This window comes from Pseudoalteromonas luteoviolacea (genome assembly GCF_001750165.1).
Classification (GTDB): domain Bacteria; phylum Pseudomonadota; class Gammaproteobacteria; order Enterobacterales; family Alteromonadaceae; genus Pseudoalteromonas; species Pseudoalteromonas luteoviolacea_G.
The window spans coordinates 4361242-4380653 of sequence record NZ_CP015411.1 but is presented as its reverse complement, the minus strand read 5'-3'; the positions used below and the strand labels follow the sequence as shown (position 1 = coordinate 4380653).

Annotated in this window: 15 protein-coding genes; 12 read left to right on the top strand and 3 right to left on the bottom strand. The window is 42.3% G+C overall.

Features of this window, described 5'->3' with window-relative positions:
• Positions 1-12: 12 nt before the first annotated feature.
• Positions 13-1014, top strand: coding sequence for a tryptophan--tRNA ligase (trpS, locus tag S4054249_RS18840; protein ID WP_046355753.1), 1002 nt, complete (start codon positions 13-15; stop codon positions 1012-1014).
• Between the two features lie 39 nt (positions 1015-1053).
• Here trpS and S4054249_RS27005 read toward each other — a convergent pair whose 3' ends face one another.
• Together S4054249_RS27005 and S4054249_RS18830 are read right to left on the bottom strand one after the other, a co-directional pair.
• Positions 1054-1785, bottom strand: coding sequence for a LuxR family transcriptional regulator (locus tag S4054249_RS27005; RefSeq protein WP_046355867.1), 732 nt, complete (start codon positions 1783-1785; stop codon positions 1054-1056).
• Between the two features lie 35 nt (positions 1786-1820).
• Positions 1821-2552: a sulfite exporter TauE/SafE family protein gene (locus S4054249_RS18830; protein ID WP_046355752.1), complete on the bottom strand. Its 732-nt coding sequence runs from the start codon at positions 2550-2552 to the stop codon at positions 1821-1823.
• Between the two features lie 661 nt (positions 2553-3213).
• Here S4054249_RS18830 and S4054249_RS18825 point away from each other — a divergent pair.
• Positions 3214-4878 carry an alkaline phosphatase gene (locus S4054249_RS18825; protein WP_046355751.1) on the top strand — a complete coding sequence of 555 codons (1665 nt, stop codon included), beginning with the start codon at positions 3214-3216 and terminating at the stop codon, positions 4876-4878.
• A 50-nt stretch (positions 4879-4928) separates the two neighbouring features.
• Here S4054249_RS18825 and S4054249_RS18820 read toward each other — a convergent pair whose 3' ends face one another.
• The gene (locus S4054249_RS18820; protein ID WP_145925052.1) at positions 4929-7931 is read right to left on the bottom strand and encodes an EAL domain-containing protein; all 3003 of its coding nucleotides are present in this window, start codon (positions 7929-7931) and stop codon (positions 4929-4931) included.
• 439 nt (positions 7932-8370) lie between these two features.
• On the opposite strand from S4054249_RS18820, the gene mraZ reads away from it, so the two are divergent.
• From mraZ to murG, 10 genes are read left to right on the top strand one after another with little or no spacing between them, the layout of a single operon-like run.
• The gene (gene mraZ / locus S4054249_RS18815; protein ID WP_046355750.1) at positions 8371-8829 is read left to right on the top strand and encodes a division/cell wall cluster transcriptional repressor MraZ; all 459 of its coding nucleotides are present in this window, start codon (positions 8371-8373) and stop codon (positions 8827-8829) included.
• Between the two features lie 22 nt (positions 8830-8851).
• A complete protein-coding gene (rsmH, locus tag S4054249_RS18810) occupies positions 8852-9787 on the top strand; it encodes a 16S rRNA (cytosine(1402)-N(4))-methyltransferase RsmH (protein ID WP_046355749.1) in 936 nt (311 codons plus the stop codon).
• Positions 9788-10111, top strand: coding sequence for a cell division protein FtsL (gene ftsL / locus S4054249_RS18805; protein WP_046355748.1), 324 nt, complete (start codon positions 9788-9790; stop codon positions 10109-10111). It begins immediately after the preceding gene.
• Positions 10108-11922: a peptidoglycan D,D-transpeptidase FtsI family protein gene (locus S4054249_RS18800; protein ID WP_046355747.1), complete on the top strand. Its 1815-nt coding sequence runs from the start codon at positions 10108-10110 to the stop codon at positions 11920-11922. Before ftsL ends, S4054249_RS18800 begins: the two co-directional genes overlap by 4 nt.
• Positions 11915-13378, top strand: a complete 1464-nt coding sequence (gene murE, locus S4054249_RS18795) for a UDP-N-acetylmuramoyl-L-alanyl-D-glutamate--2,6-diaminopimelate ligase (protein ID WP_046355746.1) — start codon at positions 11915-11917, stop codon at positions 13376-13378. Before S4054249_RS18800 ends, murE begins: the two co-directional genes overlap by 8 nt.
• Entirely contained in the window at positions 13375-14757 is a 1383-nt protein-coding gene (locus S4054249_RS18790; protein ID WP_046355745.1) for a UDP-N-acetylmuramoyl-tripeptide--D-alanyl-D-alanine ligase, read from the top strand. The genes murE and S4054249_RS18790 overlap by 4 nt, the downstream gene beginning before the upstream one ends.
• Positions 14757-15839: a phospho-N-acetylmuramoyl-pentapeptide-transferase gene (mraY, locus tag S4054249_RS18785; RefSeq protein WP_046355744.1), complete on the top strand. Its 1083-nt coding sequence runs from the start codon at positions 14757-14759 to the stop codon at positions 15837-15839. The genes S4054249_RS18790 and mraY overlap by 1 nt, the downstream gene beginning before the upstream one ends.
• Positions 15840-17159, top strand: coding sequence for a UDP-N-acetylmuramoyl-L-alanine--D-glutamate ligase (gene murD / locus S4054249_RS18780; RefSeq protein WP_046355743.1), 1320 nt, complete (start codon positions 15840-15842; stop codon positions 17157-17159).
• The gene (ftsW, locus tag S4054249_RS18775) at positions 17160-18335 is read left to right on the top strand and encodes a cell division protein FtsW (RefSeq protein ID WP_046355742.1); all 1176 of its coding nucleotides are present in this window, start codon (positions 17160-17162) and stop codon (positions 18333-18335) included.
• Complete coding sequence (gene murG, locus S4054249_RS18770; protein ID WP_046355741.1) at positions 18332-19396, top strand: undecaprenyldiphospho-muramoylpentapeptide beta-N-acetylglucosaminyltransferase; 1065 nt, start codon at positions 18332-18334, stop codon at positions 19394-19396. The genes ftsW and murG overlap by 4 nt, the downstream gene beginning before the upstream one ends.
• The last annotated feature ends 16 nt before the right edge of the window (positions 19397-19412 follow it).

Sequence of the window (19412 nt, the reverse complement as noted above, 5' to 3'; positions counted from 1 at the left end):
GGAAAGAAAAGAATGCCACACACCATTCTGACAGGAGATAGGGCGACGGGTCCATTACACTTAGGTCACTATGTTGGTTCACTGAAGCAGCGTGTCGAATTACAAGATCACAATCAACAATATGTGTTGATCGCCGATCTGCAAGGCTTAACAGATAATGGATTAAACCCATCTAAGGTTTCAAAAAATATTTTAAACGTGTTGTCTGATTATCTTGCTGTTGGGATCGATCCTGACAAGACAACGATTTGCCTGCAATCGGCGTTACCGGCATTGGCAGAATTGACCATGTATTATGCAAATTTGGTAACGGTATCTCGGTTAGAGCGCAACCCTACGGTGAAAGCAGAAATTGCCAGTAAACAGTTTGGGCAATCTATTCCCGCAGGATTTTTGACATACCCAATTAGCCAAGCGGCGGATATCACAGCGTTTAGAGCGGACAGTGTGCCAGTGGGTGATGATCAATTACCTATGATTGAGCAAACCAATGAGATTGTGAGAAAAGTGAACCGAGTAGCAGGTAAAGATATATTGGTTGAGTGTGCCCCTAGGTTAAGTAATGTAGCAAGACTACCTGGGGCAGATGGTAAATCAAAAATGTCAAAATCATTGGGTAATGCACTCACGTTAGGTGCAACAGAGGACGAGATCAGAGCGACAGTTAAAATGATGTACACAGATCCGACTCACTTGCGAGTCTCGGATCCAGGTAAAATAGAAGGTAATGTCGTTTTTACTTATCTAGATGCCTTTCACCCAGATACTGAGCTGGTGCAAGGGTTAAAAACGCACTACATGCGAGGTGGTCTGGGAGATAACAAGGTAAAATCGATCCTAGAGGAGTGCTTACAAGAAATGCTGAGGCCGATCCGTGAGCGTCGTAGCCGCTTCTTAGCAGACAAGGCGATGTTAATTGATATTCTATCGCGGGGCACCGCAGAGGGCGTCGTCAAAACCAATAGCGTGTTGTACGATGTTAAGCAGGCATTTGGATTGAATTTATTAAAGTAAGTGCTTGGTAGCCATCATCATTGATGATGGCTAGTACCGCTAAACAGAGAGATTCAGCGCACCCGATATGATTGCTTTTGAAATCGTCTGGTAGCGATTATTAGCGTTGAGTTTGGCGCCCGCATTTTGTAAGTGAAACAACACAGTGCGTTCAGAGCAGCAGAGAATTTTTGATATCTCCCAGCTACTTTTACCTTCTGCTGCCCAAGTGAGGCACTCTGTTTCTCTTTTCGTTAAAGTTGTATCGCTGATAGAGGTCTTCGAGTCAATACGTTTTAACGCATCTTGTAAAGCGGGTACAATGAGTTGAACTAATGGCAGCGCTCTATTAAATTTGGTCACACTGTCACTTTGCTGGTTTTTTAGTGCAAAGCTGATCATGCCAAACTCTCCTAGATTATTGTGAAATGGAATACTGAACCCTGATTGCAAACCCGCCTCATGGGCTTTTTTAATCACCTGAAGCTCTTGCTTAGAGTAGCGGGCATCTTTTTCTAAATGAGACCAGATAATCGGTAGATAATTATCCATAGAATAACGGACTATCGGATCCACTTTAACAAGCCCTGTATCATCGTAGTATTGCCGCCAACTTTGAGGGTAATTATCTAGAATAAGTACATCAGAGCGTGTAATAGATTGCGGCATAATGAGGCCAATTAAGAAATAATCATATTCAATGATTTCCAAGAGGCGATTCAATAGCTCTTTGACATCAGCTAATGTGGAGGCAGTTTTCAACTGCTCAATAAATTCGAAGGTATTCTGCATAACCATTTTAAATACTTCTAATTGAATTTAGGTAACTAGATGAAATTAACCATCTCTTTGTACATGAGTGACAATGCGCTCAGGGTTGAAATCAACAATATTGTATACCGGCTCTGTTTCTGACTAATTAACCGCGATACAGGCTGACCAAAAAAGTAACCTAGGTACATACCTGGTACCAAACATAAACCTAAATAAAGTGACGTTGCTGAGAAATGCCCAGTCAATGCAAGTGCAGCGATAGAGAGTAAAGACGAAAAAACAAAGGCGACAGCAAGGTTTGCTCTCACAAATGGTGCACTTTGAAATTGTAAAAGGAGTGCTAAAGGCGGTCCACTGAGGCCGGCCAATGTGCTCATCACACCTGCCACCAAACCACTGGAACAAATATTTAAACGGGTCAATGCGAAAGAGCTGGTCATAAAGCTTAACACAACGCCAAACAGCACAAGTATTGAAGCAATTGTGGGAAAGGCTTGGCTATTGATATTGAGTAATACGAGCGTGCCGATTAAAGTGCCAATGACCAGTCCCACACCCGTATTACGAATATGGAAGCGACTCAAGTGATCTCGTTCTCTATGGGCCATAAAGATGGTGAGAAATAAATAAGCAAAGAGCAGTGGACCTGGTATTAATTGTGGCTCGATAAAACCTAGCAATGGAATCGCTACCAGTCCGGAACCAAAACCGGCAGAGGCTTGCAAAAATGAGCCTGTTGCCATAATTAAGGTAATGAGAATAATATCAACGACGCTTAAATCCATAAAAGCATTCCAATCCTTACAATGCGTTTATTTGAAAAAAATAAATATTCTCAGGTATTTATTGAGGATAATTGACCTAGAGAAACATGTGATATGCCGTCTGACTTGAGTACTCAAGTGGACAGTAATGAGTTATAAATTACCGTAATAGATATGAAGTGTCCATTGATCAGGCACGTGGAAAGCGGCCTGAATCCGAAAATTTTTTTATAGATTTTATACTCTATTGATTTTACATGACTTTTATTTTTACCTGACACGAATAATTTTAATATTTTATCGATTAATAGAATTTATTACATAATAACTAGGTCGGAATATACTGGCCTTTATTTCAAAAAGTAATAAATGTGTATAAAAAAGTGCTTACTTTTTTCAATAAATAAGCTCTATTAATTCCAATTCGTGAATTAATTATTTAAATGAGGTGTTATGAATAATAAGTGGAATAAATTGACAGTTAAATACGCTTATTGAACTTTGCAATTAAATCCAGACAACACTCGCCTTGAACTTGACAGGTGGATTTTAACTACATGATTTAAAGATGCTTTGTAGAAATTTAGTGTCATCAATCTGACGTATAGATGAAATAAAAAAGTCATTTTTCATCCGTAGACTTGCGCCTGCTCACAATTGATTAAGTTTTAGGAACATTCCAATGAAAATTAAATTTGCTGCGCTCGCAGTGTCTGTTGCTCTGCTTTCAGGTTGTAATGACGATAATACAAACTCCGTAGAAGTCATTAAAGAAGTGGAAGTGATCAAGGAAGTTGAAGTTAGCCCAACGGCTATTACGTCTGTAAAAAATGTGATTCTAATGATTGGTGATGGTATGGGACCTCAGCAAGTTGGTTTGTTAGAAGAATATGCTCAGCGCGCACCAAATTCTGTATATAAGAGTAAAAACAATGAAACCGCATTATCCAAGTTGGCCAACCAAGGTCATTTAGGGTTGTCTTTAAATGCACCCCATGGGGCCTCAGGCAGTTTGGTTACTGATTCAGCTTGTTCTGCAACGCAGCTGGCAACAGGCATTGCCGCTGGTTCTGAAATGATTGGCTTAGATGTCGAAGGTAATAAAATTGCGACGATTTTAGAAAAAGCCAAAGCAATGGGAAAGGCGACAGGTTTAGTATCTGATACACGGATCACGCATGCAACGCCTGCTGCATTTGCAGCTCATCAACCACACCGTTCTTTAGAAAATGACATTGCTGCTGAGCTGATTTCGTCTGGTAATGTTGATGTTATGCTCTCAGGCGGTGCGCGTGCATTTTTGCCTAAAGATGTGCAGAAAAATGAAGAGGCGAAAGCACAGCTCGCTGAAATGGGTATGCCCGCTGATGTTTATGCGGCATCCAAACGTGGAGATGAAAATAACCTCGTTATTCAGGCAAAAGAGCAATTCGGGTACGATTTGGCATTTGATAAAGCGCAATTAGCTGATACTGAAGGTGAAAAACTGTTAGGTTTGTTTGCAAACTCTGGCATGGCAGATGCGATCGCATATAAAAAGTGCCAAGCTGAGAGCTCATGCACGCAGCCCTCATTAAAAGAGATGACTGTCAAAGCGCTCGATATTCTCTCTAAAGATGAAGATGGCTTCTTTTTAATGATTGAGGGCGGACAAATAGATTGGGCTGGTCATGCGAATGATGCAGGCTGGATGCTTAATGAGTTACTAAAATTTGATGAAGCTGTAGAAGCTGTGTATGAGTGGGCTAAAGATCGAAGTGACACGCTGGTGGTCGTTACTGCAGATCATGAAACAGGTAGTTTTGGTTTCAGCTATACAACACATAATAAGCCTGAAACTGGGGTGCATTTATCTGGCGATGGTATGGGGGAGCATACTTATAAGCCAAAGTTTAACTTTGGTCCGCTCGAGCAATTGGACAAGCTGTACAATCAGACTGGTACGTTTTTTAACGTAATGGCTGATGTTAATGATAACAATGACTTTAGCAATAGCACGGATCATCAGTGGCAAGAAGCTATCAAGAATAACACTTCGTATGAGGTCAGTATTGAAGAGGCTGCGATCATGCTTGAGACTGAAGGCGTCGATAGTGAAAACAGACCTTACCCTGCCTTCTCTGATTTTTCAGACTTTTATGTGTATGGGAAAGATGACTTTACCGGTAAAATTGGTCGCGTGCTTGCCAAACACCAAAACGTTGTGTGGGGGACCGGAACGCACACTGCTGCGCCAGTGCCAGTATATGCCTTTGGGCCAGCGGGTGTAACTCAACAGTTTTCGACCCTTCAACATCATGTCGATATTGCTAATAAGATGATGACCGCGCTGGGTGTCAATGAATAATCAATTCAATCCAAACGACCAAAGCCATCGAAGTTGATGGCTTTTTTTGGTTAATGTCTATGGGTAGTGAGATAGTCAATAAAGGCTGTTTTGGGCAGTGGTTTACTGTAAAAATAACCTTGACCGAAATCGCAGCCTGCTTGCTTTAACAATTCATGTTGAGTTTCAGTTTCAATGCCTTCAGCAATGACTTTAAGTCCGAGTTGATGTGCCATTAAGATCATCGTTTCACACAGTACGAGGTCATCTTGATTGTATTCAATACCATCAACAAAGCGTTTATCTATCTTAATGAATTCGGTATCCATTTGTTTGAGATAGGCAAGAGATGAGTAGCCTGTACCAAAGTCATCTAAAGCAATGGCAAAGCCTTGTTGGATCAATTTTGTTAAACGCTTTTGACTTCGTCCTTCTCCTTGCATCATTAATCCTTCAGTAATTTCCAGTACTAGCATGTCGGGTGTAAGTTGATGTTTGGCGAGTTGCTGTTGCCATGCCAATAAGGTTGTGTGCTTTGCACTAAATTGGATCGGTGAAACATTAATGCTCAATTGAATGGGTTTATTGAGCTTTTGCGTTTGCTGTAAGACCTCAATGGCTTGTTCAAATGCCAATTCACCTAGCTGGTGGATCAGTTGTGTTTCTTCTGCTAGAGGAATAAATGCTCCCGGGCTTATCATACCTTTATCAGGGTGTTGCCAACGGATCAGCGCTTCTGCTTTGGTGATCTGTTGAGTTTGCATAGAAACTATGGGCTGGAAGTGCATTTCGAATTGATGTTGTGCCAGTGCTTGACGCATATCTTTAAGTAACAGAATACGCTGTTCAGCTTGCTCTCTGAGTTCTGCGCTGAACAGCGCGAAGCCATTTCTACCGATCTGTTTGGCTTTGTACATAGCTTGATCCGCAGCTTTTAAGAGTTGCTCTGTGTTTTCGCCATCCTTTGGCGCAAGCGCAATTCCTATACTCGCTGCAATATGGCAAGCTTCACTGTCCAGGATGAATGGAGCTTTTAGCGTCTCTAAAATGTTTTCCGCGAACTCAGTAGCACATTGTTGGTCGGCGCAACGATCATATATCAGCACAAATTCATCGCCGCCAATTCTCGTTAGTCGTGCTGATGACTCTGTTAATTTTTTAAGGCGTTTTGCGATTTGTTGTAGCAGTAAATCACCGAAATAATGGCCTAATGTGTCGTTGATATCTTTAAAATGATCAATATCTAGCAGTAGCACCGCAAAGTTGTGTTCTGGTAAACCAAAAAGTGTATTGAGCTGTTTTTTTAGGCTTGTGCGATTTGGCAGATCGGTCAGTTCATCAAAGTGGCTTTGACGCCATAATTGCTCATCTTTTTGTTTTTTATCAGTAATATCTGCAAAAATACCTACCCGGCGATAGGGTTCTTCATGTTCATCATAGACGGTATCAATGGTTAGCCATTCTGTATACAGCTCGCCATTTTTACGTTTGTTGATGATCTCACCTTGCCATTTACCTGTTGTGATGAGCGACTGCCAAAGTTGCTCATAGAAGCTGGCATCATGACGGCCGGAACTGAGTATCGAGGTGGTTTTGCCAATAACTTCATATTGTTCATAACCCGTGATTTTAGTGAAAGCGGGGTTGGTATCGAGAATATAGCCCTGGGCGTCAGTGATCACCATGCACTCACTGCTGTTGTTATATGTCATTGCGGCTAGATTAAGCGCTTCTTCCTGCTGCTTTTTTTGACTTATGTCACGCATTATCAGGATGGCTTCACCATTATGTTCAATGCGTTTAATACGGATCTCAAAAACTCTTTGTTGACCATGTTCTTTATGCACATATTCAAAGTAAGTGCTGGGTTGGTTAGGTAGCATGGCCAGTGCAGCTTTAATGCGAATATTGATATGGTTTGGAAATACCTCTTGTATGGTTTTCTTGTCGCTTACCCGGTCACCATGTTTATCTAATATGTGTGCGTTTTTGCTGAGGCGAAGATAGTTGTCAGGAAGCGCTTGGATCAGAGTGTTCAGTTCAGCGTGTTTATTATGTGCAACGGTTTCTGCATCAAGTCGCACTGTGGCCATTTTATCAAAATGCACCGCAAGTTTCCCAAGCTCGATTGGCATATCTTTTTGGTCTAACTTTTGTGCCTTACCATTTGCCAGCGCGCCAATAGCGTTACTGAAATTATTCAGAGGGATCAACAGTGAGCGGTTTAATTGAATGCGCCCAAACCAACTCAGTATGAGGATAGTCAGTAAAAAAAGTAGGGTGACCATCAAGAATTGGGTATTTACTTCATGCAATACATCTTCAAACGGGAAATCAAAATAAATATTAAGTTCCGATTGGGGGGCTTGTAAGGGGAGTCTGAAATAGACATGATGAAGCCCATTTTCATCTTCTATGGTTTGTATGGAGTGTAATTGCAGGTCGGTTGGCCAATCATCGCTCACTGAGCGCCCTAACGGTTTATTGGAGTAAGGATACTCGGCGACAATTTGCGCATAGTTATCAGCAACCATTACGCGGGTACCAATGGGGAGCGGCAAGTGAGAAAGGGACTCGCTCCAGTTGGTAAGTCTTCGCACTGCAAAAATAACCATTTCTATTTGATTGTTTACATAAACAGGTTGAGCGAAGTTTAAGGTTTCCGTGTATACACTTCGATCCTGTTGATATTCACCAATACTAAAGGTACCAGTGGTGATGGCTTGCAGAAAATAAGCGCGGTCGGCAATGCTAATTGGGGCTTTCAATGGCTGTAGCGAGCAGAAAACATGACCGCTTGGAGTGGCTAAGCCAAAATTTGCAAATTCTTGGTTTATCAATAGTGCATGCTTTAGCAATTGTGGACAGCCTTGTTGCTGCGTATTCAATAGTGCTGGGTTTTTTGCTAAGTTTTGCAGTAGCAGCTGGGTGTCCGTAATATCTACTCTTTGTAAAGTCGCAATCTGATTGGCGAAAAACAGTGCATCCTGTTCTTTGCTATGCAAAATATCTGAACGTTGTGCAACTAACAGCGCAAAAACAGCTAAAAATCCAGGGATTGATAGCAAAAGCATTAGTCTAAAAAAACGTTTTTTTATTGATGAATAAAGAATAGTTAGGTCTCAATTTGTAAATACATGTATATCATAACCGCGACTGTGTAAATCGCCAAACCTAAGTGCGACATATCTATTTTTCACTCCACTTTTTATAAGTTTATCGTTTTTACCAGTATTGCTTTGGGAAATATTTTTCATTCTTGTAGTACTTATTTTTCGCAAATTTTATATTAATCTGTGTGTTTTTTTTCTGTATTTCCACTTTTTACCACATGAATCATAAACTTCTTCGAAAGCCTGATTTCTTCTGGTTTTTTGCTTATCTATTGAAGGCCTCTTAGCTTGACAAAATGGCTTGTCAAGCCCTAGACTTGTCAACTGTGGTAGAATGTGGGTTAAAGTGGATCAAATTGGATCAAAATGTACATTTCTTAGCTTGTAGAGCAGAGGCAAGATGTTTCGCGGTGCGAACTTAATTAGCCTTGATGACAAGGGGCGCTTTTCGATACCTACAAAGTATCGCGAGACGCTATTGTCTGAAGAAATGGGTACGGTTATTTGTACCATTGCGATTAATGAACCTTGCCTTTGGGTATATCCATTGTCTGAATGGCAAGATATTGAAGCGCGTTTACAGAAACTATCAAATACAAATCCACGTGTTAGGCGGTGGCAAAGAATGCTACTGGGACACGCGACTGAATATCAATTAGATAAAAATGGTCGGATTTTATTGGCGCCAGCTTTGCGCAGCTATGCCAACCTAGGCAAGAAAGTAATGCTTGTAGGCCTGTTAAATAAGTTTGAGATCTGGGATGAGTCACGTTGGAATGAGCAGATGCGCCTTGATACAGAAATTGAGCGCAGCGGCGATGTTGAAGACAGCTCAGATCTTGATGGTTTTTCTTTATAGATTATAGGTATAACTCACAATTATGAGTTCAGAATTAGAACATATATCGGTGTTGATGAATGAGACGCTCGATGCACTAGATATTAAGCCCAGTGGCATTTACATTGATGGCACTTTTGGTCGTGGCGGTCACTCGGGTCAAATTCTGAATCGCTTGGGTGATTCTGGGCGTTTGCAAGCAATTGATCAGGATCCACAAGCGATAAAAGCTGCACAAAAATTTGCGCAAGATACACGCTTTTCAATAGCGCACAACCGCTTTTCAAACATAGCACAAGTCGCTGATGAGGCCGCTTTAACAGGTCAAGTTGATGGTATTTTGCTCGATATTGGTGTGTCTTCTCCACAGCTAGACGATGCTGATCGTGGGTTTAGCTTTATGAAAGACGGTCCTCTGGATATGCGTATGAACCCCAGCGCAGGGCGCAGTGCGGCTCAGTGGTTAGCAGAAGCTGAACTTGAAGACATGGTATATGTGATCAAAAAATATGGCGAAGAGAAATTTGCGAGACGAATTGCGCACAAGATCATTGAAACTCGTGCAGAAACTGACATTACAACAACCAAGCAGTTGGCAGATTTAATCGATGAAGCTGTGCCTGTAAAAGATAAACATAAGCACCCTGCAACACGCACATTTCAGGCGATCCGTATTTATATCAACAGTGAGTTAGAGGAAATTCAAACAGCCCTATCAGCTTCGCTTGATGTATTGAAGCCTGGCGGCCGTCTGGTTGTGATCTCATTCCATTCACTTGAAGATCGCATCGTGAAGCAGTTTATCAAAAAGCAAAGTAAAGGGGAGGCTATTCCAAGAGGCTTGCCGCTAACGGATGATCAGATCAATAGAAACTTAACGTTAAAAGCGATTGGTAAAGCGATTAAACCCAGTCAAGATGAAATTAACCGTAACCCCAGAGCAAGAAGCTCAGTGTTACGCATTGCTGAGAAGCTCTAAATGGCTAAACCTGCACAACGCAAACCTCAGTTATTTTTAGAAATTTGCCAAGTACTTTTGGCAAATAAGCTGACGTTTTTGTTACTGGTGAGTGTGTTTATATCAGCATTGATCGTAGTGCAAATTACACACTCTACTAGGCAGCAGTTGATTTTGCAGGACAAACTACTTCAGCAGAGGGATGAGCTTGATTTAGAGTGGCGTTATTTACTCGTAGAAGAAGAGTTTTACTCACAGCATGCAAGAATTGAAGAAATTGCAAAAACACAATTAAAAATGTTGCGCCCGACTAGCAAAGAAGAACAGGTTATCGAGCTGCCATGAAAAACAAAAAAAAATCTTCTCAAAACTTAATAGCATGGCGATTCGCATTGGTGTGTGTGATGCTGGTGTCAGTGTTTTTGGCATTGATTGCAAGGGCTGCTTATTTGCAGGTGATAGAGCCAGATAAGGCTCGTGAAGAAAATGCAAAGCGCACGGTACGAAAAGAAACCTTGCATGTTCAGCGGGGGATGATCTATGACAGGAATGGCAAAGAGCTTGCTGTAAGCGTGCCTGTAGTGAGTGTGTATGCTGATCCTTATGCATTAGAAAAAGCGTTGAAAAAAAAGGTGTTGAGACAGGCGAGGAAAAACCGTGAAGATCATGTCGCTTTAGCGGACAATGAGGCACAACTCAAATTGCGCACTCAGCAGTTATACCAAACCCAAGCCCGTTGGCGTGAATTGTCTGATGTGCTTCAGTTACCCGCTGAGCAAGTAAACGCTAAACTACGTGGCAATGCTAAACGCAGGTTTGTTTATCTTAAACGCCAAGTGACACCGGCAGTTGCTAAGTACATTCGTCAAATGCGATTGCCTGGGATTCATCTACTTGATGAGTCTAAACGGTTTTACCCCAGTGGAGAGATAGCCGCTCATGTACTTGGGGTGACAAATATCGATGGTGTTGGTATTGAGGGTATAGAGAAGCGCTTTGACTCTGCGTTGACAGGCACTGAAGGCTTAAGAACAATTCGAAAAGATGCACAGGGTAGAGAGGTTCAGGTTCTTTCTGAAGAGGAACGTGTTGAGCCTGAAGATATCCATTTGAGCATTGATCACCGTATTCAAACAATAGCATACGTTGCATTAAAATCGGCAGTATTGACCTATCAAGCCACTTCAGGTTCAGCCATGGTTGTGGATGTGCATACTGGCGAGATCCTTGCGATGGTTAATAGCCCTAGCTTTAATCCAAATGACATGAGTACCGCGGCACCTTATAAGCGTAGAAACCGCGCTATTACAGATTTATTTGAGCCTGGTTCTACCCTTAAACCATTGGCAATACTAGCGGGTTTGGAGTATGGCGTAATCACCGCTGATGAAGTCATCGATACCTTTCCTGGTTGGATGCGTCTAGGAGGCAGTTTAGTAAAAGATACCCGCAATCATGGCGAGATGTCATTGCGCGAAATTCTTAAGGTATCGAGCAATATGGGGGTTGCAAAAATCAGCCAAAAGCTGCCTAAAGATGATTTTGTAGGTATCTACCAAAAAGCGGGGTTTGGTGAAGATACTGGCACCATGATGATCGGTGAAAGCTCAGGCTTATTTTATCCCAACCGAAGGTGGTCAGATTTTGAAATAGCCACTTTATCATACGGCTATGCAGTATCTGCCAGTACAGCTCAAATAGCTAGGCTATACGCAACAATTGGGGCCGGTGGAATTTCACGGCCTTTAACAATATTAAAGCAAGATGGACCGCAGCCAGGAGAGCGAATTTTCAAAGAGGAAGATACCAAAGCGGTGATTGGCATGATGGAGTCCATTTTTGAAAAAGGTGGTACGGCATCAATGGTTAAGGTGGATGGTTACCGTGCAGCCGGTAAAACAGGTACTTCCGAAAAAGCCATTGCGGGCGGGTATGGTGATGAATACGTTGGTTATTTTGCTGGGGTAGCGCCTGCGAGTGATCCTCGATTGGCTGTTGTTGTGATGGTAAATGAGCCTGGTGGTGACGTTTATTATGGTGGTCAAACTGCTGGGCCTGTATTTGCCGAGATAGTATCGAATTCATTGCGCATGCTTAACGTTGCACCGGACAAAGAAAGAGTGGCTTATATCTCAGGAAAGAATGACGATGCGTGACTTAGCTGAAGTACTCAAAAGTTTTGGGGTAGTGAGTCCTAAAGTATTTATAAATGCGCTGCGTTTAGATAGTAGAGAGGTGTCTGATGGTGATTGCTTTATTGCTATTTCTGGACATCAATTAGATGGCACGCAATTTATCTCAAAGGCGATTAAGCAAGGTGCTGCTTGTGTGTTAGTGGATGAACAAGCTGAAGTGCAATCTCTGGAAGTACCTTTAATTCGAATCACCGATTTGAAAAAGCACTTGCCAAGTATCGCAGCACAGTTTTATCAATACCCTAGTGCAGATATGGCAGTTGTTGGTGTGACAGGCACCAATGGCAAATCAACGACTACAGCAATGATCGCGAGTTTAGCATCATATTGCGGTACACCCAGTGCAGTGATTGGGACGCTGGGTTATGGCGCGCCTGACGAACTAACGCCGTTGAATAATACCACACCATCATCTGTATCATTGCAGCAAATATTCAGTGATCTGAAGACCGACTTTCATCAAATAGCAATGGAAGTATCGTCGCATGGGATTGTGCAGGGTAGAACAGCACAAGTTGATTTTGATGTCGCTGTATTTACTAATTTAAGCCGTGATCATTTGGATTATCATGGTGATATGGCGAGTTATGCGCAAGCCAAAAAGCGTCTTTTTACACAAAGCGCTGCGCAATTTAAAGTGCTGAATATCGATGACAAGTACGCGCGCCAGTGGCTGAGTGAGTTACCGATAGAAGACTGTGTGGTATATGGAGAAAAACCCGATTCACACGCTTACCAATGCTATGTTTTTTTTCATCATGTGGTATGCGAACAAAATGGACTTTCTCTAAAGCTTAATACTTCATGGGGCGATGTTGAGATCACAACAAAGCTATATGGGTTGTTTAATGTGTACAACTTAGCGGCAGCAATCGCAGCGTTATTGGTACAGGGTTATCAATTGACAAAGTTGCAAGCGGGTACCGCTCAGTTAGAGCAAGTAGATGGGCGTATGGAAGCATTTAGCTCACCGGGCTTTCCTACCTGCATCGTAGATTACGCACATACCCCTGAAGCCTTAGAGCTTGCACTTAAAGCCTTGCAACAGCATGTACCCGGTAAGGTGAGTTGTGTATTCGGCTGTGGTGGTGACCGCGATAAAGGAAAAAGGCCATTGATGGCCAGAGCAGCAGAGCGGTTTGCCGATACTGTGGTGATTACTAGTGACAACCCTCGAAGTGAAGATCCAAACATAATTATTGATGATATTAAGGCTGGGCTCAGTGAGCCTGAGTATGCTGTGTCACAACCTGATAGGGAACAAGCCATTCGATATGCGATTAATCACGCTGATCAAGACAGCGTAGTATTGATCGCCGGAAAAGGGCATGAAGACTATCAAATCATAGGAAATCAAACACTGAGCTTTTGTGATAGAAGTTTGGTGAAATTAATTTTACAGGGGGAAAGTGCATGATCAAGATGAATTTTTCTTGGCTTGCAGAAGTACTTGAGGCCCCTTTCAGTGGGCATAATTTGGCTGTTGCCAACATCAATACAGATACAAGAACAATAACCGATAATGAGGTTTTTTTAGCACTAAAAGGTGCTAATTTTGACGGGCATAAATTTGTTGAACACGCAAAGCAAAAAGGGGCAATTGCCGCAATTGTTTCAGAGCCTGTCGATGTGGATATCCCCCAATTTGTCGTAGCGGATACACGTATTGCTTTAGGAAAGTTAGGGCAAGCTGTGATGCAGCACGTTGCGCCCAAAACTGTGGCTATCACCGGAAGTGTGGGTAAAACCACAGTAAAAGAAATGACTGCTGCTATTTTATCCAGACGCGGTAAAGTGCTTGCCACCAAAGGAAATTTTAATAATGACATTGGCGTGCCTTTGACATTATTACGCCTATCAGAAGATGATGAATATGCGGTGATTGAATTAGGCGCAAATCACATTGGTGAAATTGCTTACACCAGTGCTTTAACTAAACCTGATGTGGCCGTTGTATGCAATGTTGCACCGTCGCATTTAGAGGGGTTTGGCTCTATTGAAGGTATTGGCCAAGCCAAAGGTGAAATCTTTGGTGGGCTCAAAGACAATGGTGTGGCAATTATTAACTGTGATAGCGAATTTGCGCCAATGTGGGAAGCGAGTTTGAGTAAGCAGTCTGTTAAGCGCTTTTCAATGCAAAATAAATTGGATGTGTGGGCTGAAGGTATTCAGTTAGATGAATTTGGGTGTGCTGAGTTTACGCTCTGCACTGAGGAAGCAACTCAACAAGTTAAGTTGGCACTGCCTGGCAAGCACAATGTGATGAATGCAGTGATTGCAGCGTCTTTGACTATTCCATTTGGGTCAACATTAGAAGACATCGCAAGCGCGCTGAAAGATATGCCCGTTGTTAAAGGTCGCGTTAATGTGATTGATGTGTCAGATTCATTGCGAGTTGTTGATGACACATATAACGCCAATGTTCGCTCGGTGAAAGCGGCAATTGAACTACTGAAAGATATGCCCGGTACTAGAGTATTAGCTTTGGGTGATATGGCTGAATTAGGTGAAGATGCTCGTGCATATCATACAGAAGTGGGTGAGTTTGCTAAGCAGCAAGGCATTGATGCTGTGTTTACCTTGGGTGTGTTAAGTCGTTATGCGAGTGAGATATTTGAAGAGCCGAACCGACACTTTTCTACCCGTGAACATATGTTAGAAGTGCTATTAAAGTTCATTAAAAATGACACTGAGCAATGCACGCTGCTCGTGAAAGGATCGCGCAGCGCCCGTATGGAGCTATTAGTCGCTGATCTTATTTCAGTGCAAACAAACTCAGAAAGTGGGGACCAATAATGTTAGTTTGGTTAGCAGAGTATTTAACTCAATACTACAGTGGTTTTAATATCTTTTCCTATTTGACTGTGCGTGCGATTTTAGGCATTTTGACAGCCTTATTGATCTCACTGTATTTTGGTCCAAAGCTTATTCGTGCCTTACAGCGCATGCAAATTGGTCAAACAGTACGTGATGATGGCCCTGAATCTCACTTATCAAAATCTGGCACACCGACCATGGGCGGTATACTTATTTTGGCTGCGATTTTTGTCAGCTCTTTGATGTGGGGCGACTTAAGCAATAAGTATGTATGGGTGACGTTGTTTGTAATAGGCTCTTTGGGTATCGTTGGCTTTGTGGACGATTATCGAAAAGTGATCCGAAAAGACAGTAAAGGCCTGATTGCAAGATGGAAATACTTTTGGCAGTCAGTCATTGCTATTTCCGTTGCTGCATTTTTATATTCAACGACCACTTCTGCGGAAGAAACTTCATTGGTTGTACCTTTTTTCAAAGATGTCTTACCCCAGCTTGGTCTTTTCTACCTCGTAATGAGCTATTTTGTGATAGTGGGTACGTCTAACGCCGTTAACTTGACTGATGGATTAGATGGGTTGGCCATTGTACCAACCATTTTGGTGGCAGCTGCATTGGCGATTATTGCTTATTTGACTGGGAACGTGAACTTCTCAAATTATCTCCATATTCCTCATATACCATTGGCGAGTGAGCTTGTTGTTGTATGTACCGCGATTGTTGGTGCTGGCTTGGGTTTCTTGTGGTTTAACACATATCCTGCGCAAGTATTTATGGGAGATGTGGGTTCACTTGCTTTAGGTGGTGCGCTTGGGATCATTGCTATTTTGGTCAGACAAGAATTAGTGTTAGTGATCATGGGGGGCGTATTCGTTATGGAGGCGCTGTCGGTCATTTTACAAGTTGGTTCATATAAATTACGCGGTCAGCGTATTTTTAGAATGGCACCGATTCATCATCACTATGAATTAAAAGGTTGGCCTGAACCGCGTGTTATTGTGCGATTTTGGATCATTTCATTCATTTTAGTATTAGCTGGTTTGGCGACGTTGAAGATTAGATAAATGAGTTACTTAGATACGTTGAAGCATAAAACGGTTACTGTGTTAGGCCTGGGAGTTTCAGGCCTTGGCACTGTTCGGTTTTTGTTACAACATGGGATTTCCCCAAAAGTCGTTGATACTCGCTCTGTACCGCCAGGTGCCGATTGGCTCGCACATAATGCACCCGATTGTGAAGCTGTATTTGGCCCCCTTGCTGAAGGCGCATTGCTTGAGGCCGATATCATTGTGATCACGCCGGGGATCCCGCTATATGATCGATATGTTGCGCAAGCCATCACGCATGGTGTAGAAGTGATTGGTGATGTTGAGTTGTTTGCTCGACTGAATACCACACCAGTTGTTGCTGTAACAGGATCAAATGGGAAATCAACGGTTGTGAGCCTTGCACATGCTGTGTGCCAAGCAGCAGGGCTAAAAGTCGGCTTGGGCGGAAATATAGGCACTTCAGTATTAGAGTTTCTCGATCAAGATCTCGATGTCATTATATTAGAATTATCAAGCTTTCAGTTAGAAACCACGCAAAGCTTGAAATGTGCTAGTGCGATGATCCTCAATATTACTGAGGATCATATGGATAGATATCCGGATTTTGAGGCCTACTGTATGGCTAAGAAACGTATTTATCAGCAAACGGATTGCTTAGTTTATAACATACATGATGAAAAAACGTATCAATCTCACCAATCAGCATTGAGTGTAGGTTTAGAGGCTGCAGACTACTGTATATCACCTACGCCAGAAGGTGACTTTTTCTGTGTAAATGGGCAGCCTTTGCTTTCCGTGGAGCATTTAGCTTTATCGGGTAAGCACAATCAGTTTAATGCGCTATCTGTGATGGCGCTGCTATCTCCTTTTAAAATTAAGTTAGACGCTTTTCAAGAGGCTTTTTTGCATTTTACCGGCCTCTCACATCGTTGCCAATTAGTCGCTGAAGTGGCGGGCGTTAAGTACTTTAACGATTCAAAAGCAACGAATGTAGGCGCAACAGTTACTGCACTTGAGAGTTTACATACAGAAGCTCAAAAGATTATTTTAATTTTGGGGGGCGATGCAAAAGGGGCCGATGTATCTCCGTTAAAGGCGCCTATTCTTGCTCATTGCCGTGCAATTTTTTGTTTTGGTAAAGATGCGGGTTTATTTTCATCCATGCATTTGCAAAGTTACTCTGTATCATCTTTGAAAGAGGCTGTGATAGGGGCAAATCAACTGGCACAAAATGGCGATATTGTATTGCTTGCCCCTGCATGCGCGAGTATTGATATGTATGCCAATTACATGGCTCGTGGAGATGATTTTTGTAAGTGGGTTGAGGAACTTTAAATGATTGCAGCCATCAACCTAAAAGGCATTTTTGAATCTAAAAAAGCAGACACTTTGTTTGATTTACCTTTGCTGTATGCAATGTTGTGCCTGATAGGTGTTGGGTTTGTCATGGTGACAAGCGCTTCGATGCCAGTTGCAGAGCGACTTTTCGATAACCCTTATCACATCATTGTACGCCACGGCATGTTCTTATTCATGGGAATGGTGTTGTTTTGGTTAAGCACGTCAGTTTCGATGATGTGGTGGAAACGCTTTAACCCCTATTTGTTGTTACTTGGTGTACTGATGTTGATCTTGGTTTTGATCATTGGTCGTGAGGCTAACGGAGCGCGACGATGGATCCCTGTGGGTCCAGTCGGTATACAAGCTGCAGAAGTCGCAAAGCTATTTTTTATCAGTTATATAGCTGGTTACTTGGTGCGTAAGCGAGACGAAGTTCAAGAAAATATTAAAGGATTTGCAAAACCAATAGTCGTATTTGCTGTTTATGCTTTTTTAATTTTGATGCAACCAGATCTAGGTACAGTGGTGGTTATTTTTGTCACGACGGTGGGTTTGCTTTTTCTCGCTGGTGCCAAATTGTGGCAGTTTTTTGTATTGATGCTAACAGGCATTTTTCTAGTGATTATGCTGATAATTTTTGAACCCTACCGTATGGCCAGAGTGGTTGGCTTTTTAGAACCGTGGAAAGATCCCTTTGGCAAAGGCTATCAACTTGTGCAGTCATTAATGGCTTATGGTCAGGGTGGATGGTTTGGACAAGGTTTGGGAAACAGCGTGCAAAAACTGCAGTACCTTCCTGAAGCGCATAATGATTTTATTTTCGCAGTAATCGCTGAAGAGCTTGGCTTTCTTGGGGTCGTTTGTGTGTTGTTAATGTTGGGGACCTTAGTCTTTCGCGCCTTGATCATAGGCCAGCAAGCACTCAAGTCACAAAAAGAGTATGAAGGATATCTGGCATTGGGAATTGGAATCTGGTTTGCATTCCAAACTTTGGTGAATGTTGGGGCGAGTGCAGGCATGTTGCCGACTAAAGGGCTTACATTACCATTTGTATCCTATGGTGGTTCAAGTTTATTGGTAATGACAATTGCGGCAGGCTTGTTACAGCGCATAGATTTTGAAACCAAAATGTCGACAAGGCAAGCAACATCGAGAGGCAGTAAACGATGAGTAGGCGACTATTGGTTGCGGCTGGCGGCACTGGGGGGCATATTTTTCCCGGTATTGCTGTTGCAGAAAAATTAAAACAACTCGGCTGGGAAGTTTCTTGGGTTGGTACTGAAGATAGAATGGAATCTCAAGTGGTGCCAAATCATGGTATTTATATCGATTACATAAAAGTGAAAGGGCTACGAGGAAACGGAATTAAACGTCTCATCAAAGCGCCGTTTATGATTGTTAAAGCGATTTTCGCAGCAAGAAAAATAATTAAAATTCAAAAGCCTGATGCAGTACTTGCGATGGGGGGGTATGTTACAGGCCCTGTCGGGATCGCAGCCAAAATGCTAGGAGTTCCTTTAATAATTCACGAGCAAAATGCTGTGGCAGGTTTTAGTAATAAATTACTGGCTAAGCTTGCTACGCGAGTCTTGTGTGCTTTTTCCGGGGCGTTTAAAGATAAACAATATGATGTTGTGGGCAATCCTATTAGGGAGTCTGTGTCACAGATCCATGCAAAACCGATTGGCCAGAAAATAAATTGCTTGGTTGTTGGCGGCTCCCTCGGTGCCAGAGCGCTTAATGAAGCGATGCCGAGCGTATTTTCTTCGTTAGGTAATTCGGCAAATACATCACTATCTGTTTGGCATCAAAGCGGTAAAGGCAATGGTCAGTTAGTGTCAGGTAGGTATGAGCAAAGTGCATTTACATATAAAGTTACTGAGTTTATCGAAAATATGGACCAAGCCTATGAATGGGCTGATATTATTATTTGTCGCGCGGGTGCCTTGACGGTGAGTGAAGTTGCAGCTGCTGGAAAAATGGCAGTATTTGTACCATTGCCTCATGCAGTTGATGACCATCAAACGTTAAACGCACGTGCATTAGTTGATAAAAATGCGGCTTTGTTGATGCCACAGTCTGAATTGAACGAACACAGTATGGCCAATTTGTTAAAGCCATACTTTGAGCAACCACACTTAGTTGAAGAAAAAGCTAAGCGCGCTAAAGCATGCGCGCAACTCAATGCTACAAACTCTGTGGTCGAAATAATTAAACAAGTTACAAATTGAAGAGAAAGTTGTGAAA

Excerpts from the sequence above, each read along its gene's own strand:
- trpS (WP_046355753.1), top strand. The coding sequence starts at position 13 with ATGCCACACACCATTCTGACAGGAGATAGGGCGACGGGTCCATTACAC.
- S4054249_RS27005 (WP_046355867.1), bottom strand. The coding sequence starts at position 1,785 with ATGCAGAATACCTTCGAATTTATTGAGCAGTTGAAAACTGCCTCCACA.
- S4054249_RS18830 (WP_046355752.1), bottom strand. The coding sequence starts at position 2,552 with ATGGATTTAAGCGTCGTTGATATTATTCTCATTACCTTAATTATGGCA.
- S4054249_RS18825 (WP_046355751.1), top strand. The coding sequence starts at position 3,214 with ATGAAAATTAAATTTGCTGCGCTCGCAGTGTCTGTTGCTCTGCTTTCA.
- S4054249_RS18820 (WP_145925052.1), bottom strand. The coding sequence starts at position 7,931 with ATGCTTTTGCTATCAATCCCTGGATTTTTAGCTGTTTTTGCGCTGTTA.
- mraZ (WP_046355750.1), top strand. The coding sequence starts at position 8,371 with ATGTTTCGCGGTGCGAACTTAATTAGCCTTGATGACAAGGGGCGCTTT.
- rsmH (WP_046355749.1), top strand. The coding sequence starts at position 8,852 with ATGAGTTCAGAATTAGAACATATATCGGTGTTGATGAATGAGACGCTC.
- ftsL (WP_046355748.1), top strand. The coding sequence starts at position 9,788 with ATGGCTAAACCTGCACAACGCAAACCTCAGTTATTTTTAGAAATTTGC.
- S4054249_RS18800 (WP_046355747.1), top strand. The coding sequence starts at position 10,108 with ATGAAAAACAAAAAAAAATCTTCTCAAAACTTAATAGCATGGCGATTC.
- murE (WP_046355746.1), top strand. The coding sequence starts at position 11,915 with ATGCGTGACTTAGCTGAAGTACTCAAAAGTTTTGGGGTAGTGAGTCCT.
- S4054249_RS18790 (WP_046355745.1), top strand. The coding sequence starts at position 13,375 with ATGATCAAGATGAATTTTTCTTGGCTTGCAGAAGTACTTGAGGCCCCT.
- mraY (WP_046355744.1), top strand. The coding sequence starts at position 14,757 with ATGTTAGTTTGGTTAGCAGAGTATTTAACTCAATACTACAGTGGTTTT.
- murD (WP_046355743.1), top strand. The coding sequence starts at position 15,840 with ATGAGTTACTTAGATACGTTGAAGCATAAAACGGTTACTGTGTTAGGC.
- ftsW (WP_046355742.1), top strand. The coding sequence starts at position 17,160 with ATGATTGCAGCCATCAACCTAAAAGGCATTTTTGAATCTAAAAAAGCA.
- murG (WP_046355741.1), top strand. The coding sequence starts at position 18,332 with ATGAGTAGGCGACTATTGGTTGCGGCTGGCGGCACTGGGGGGCATATT.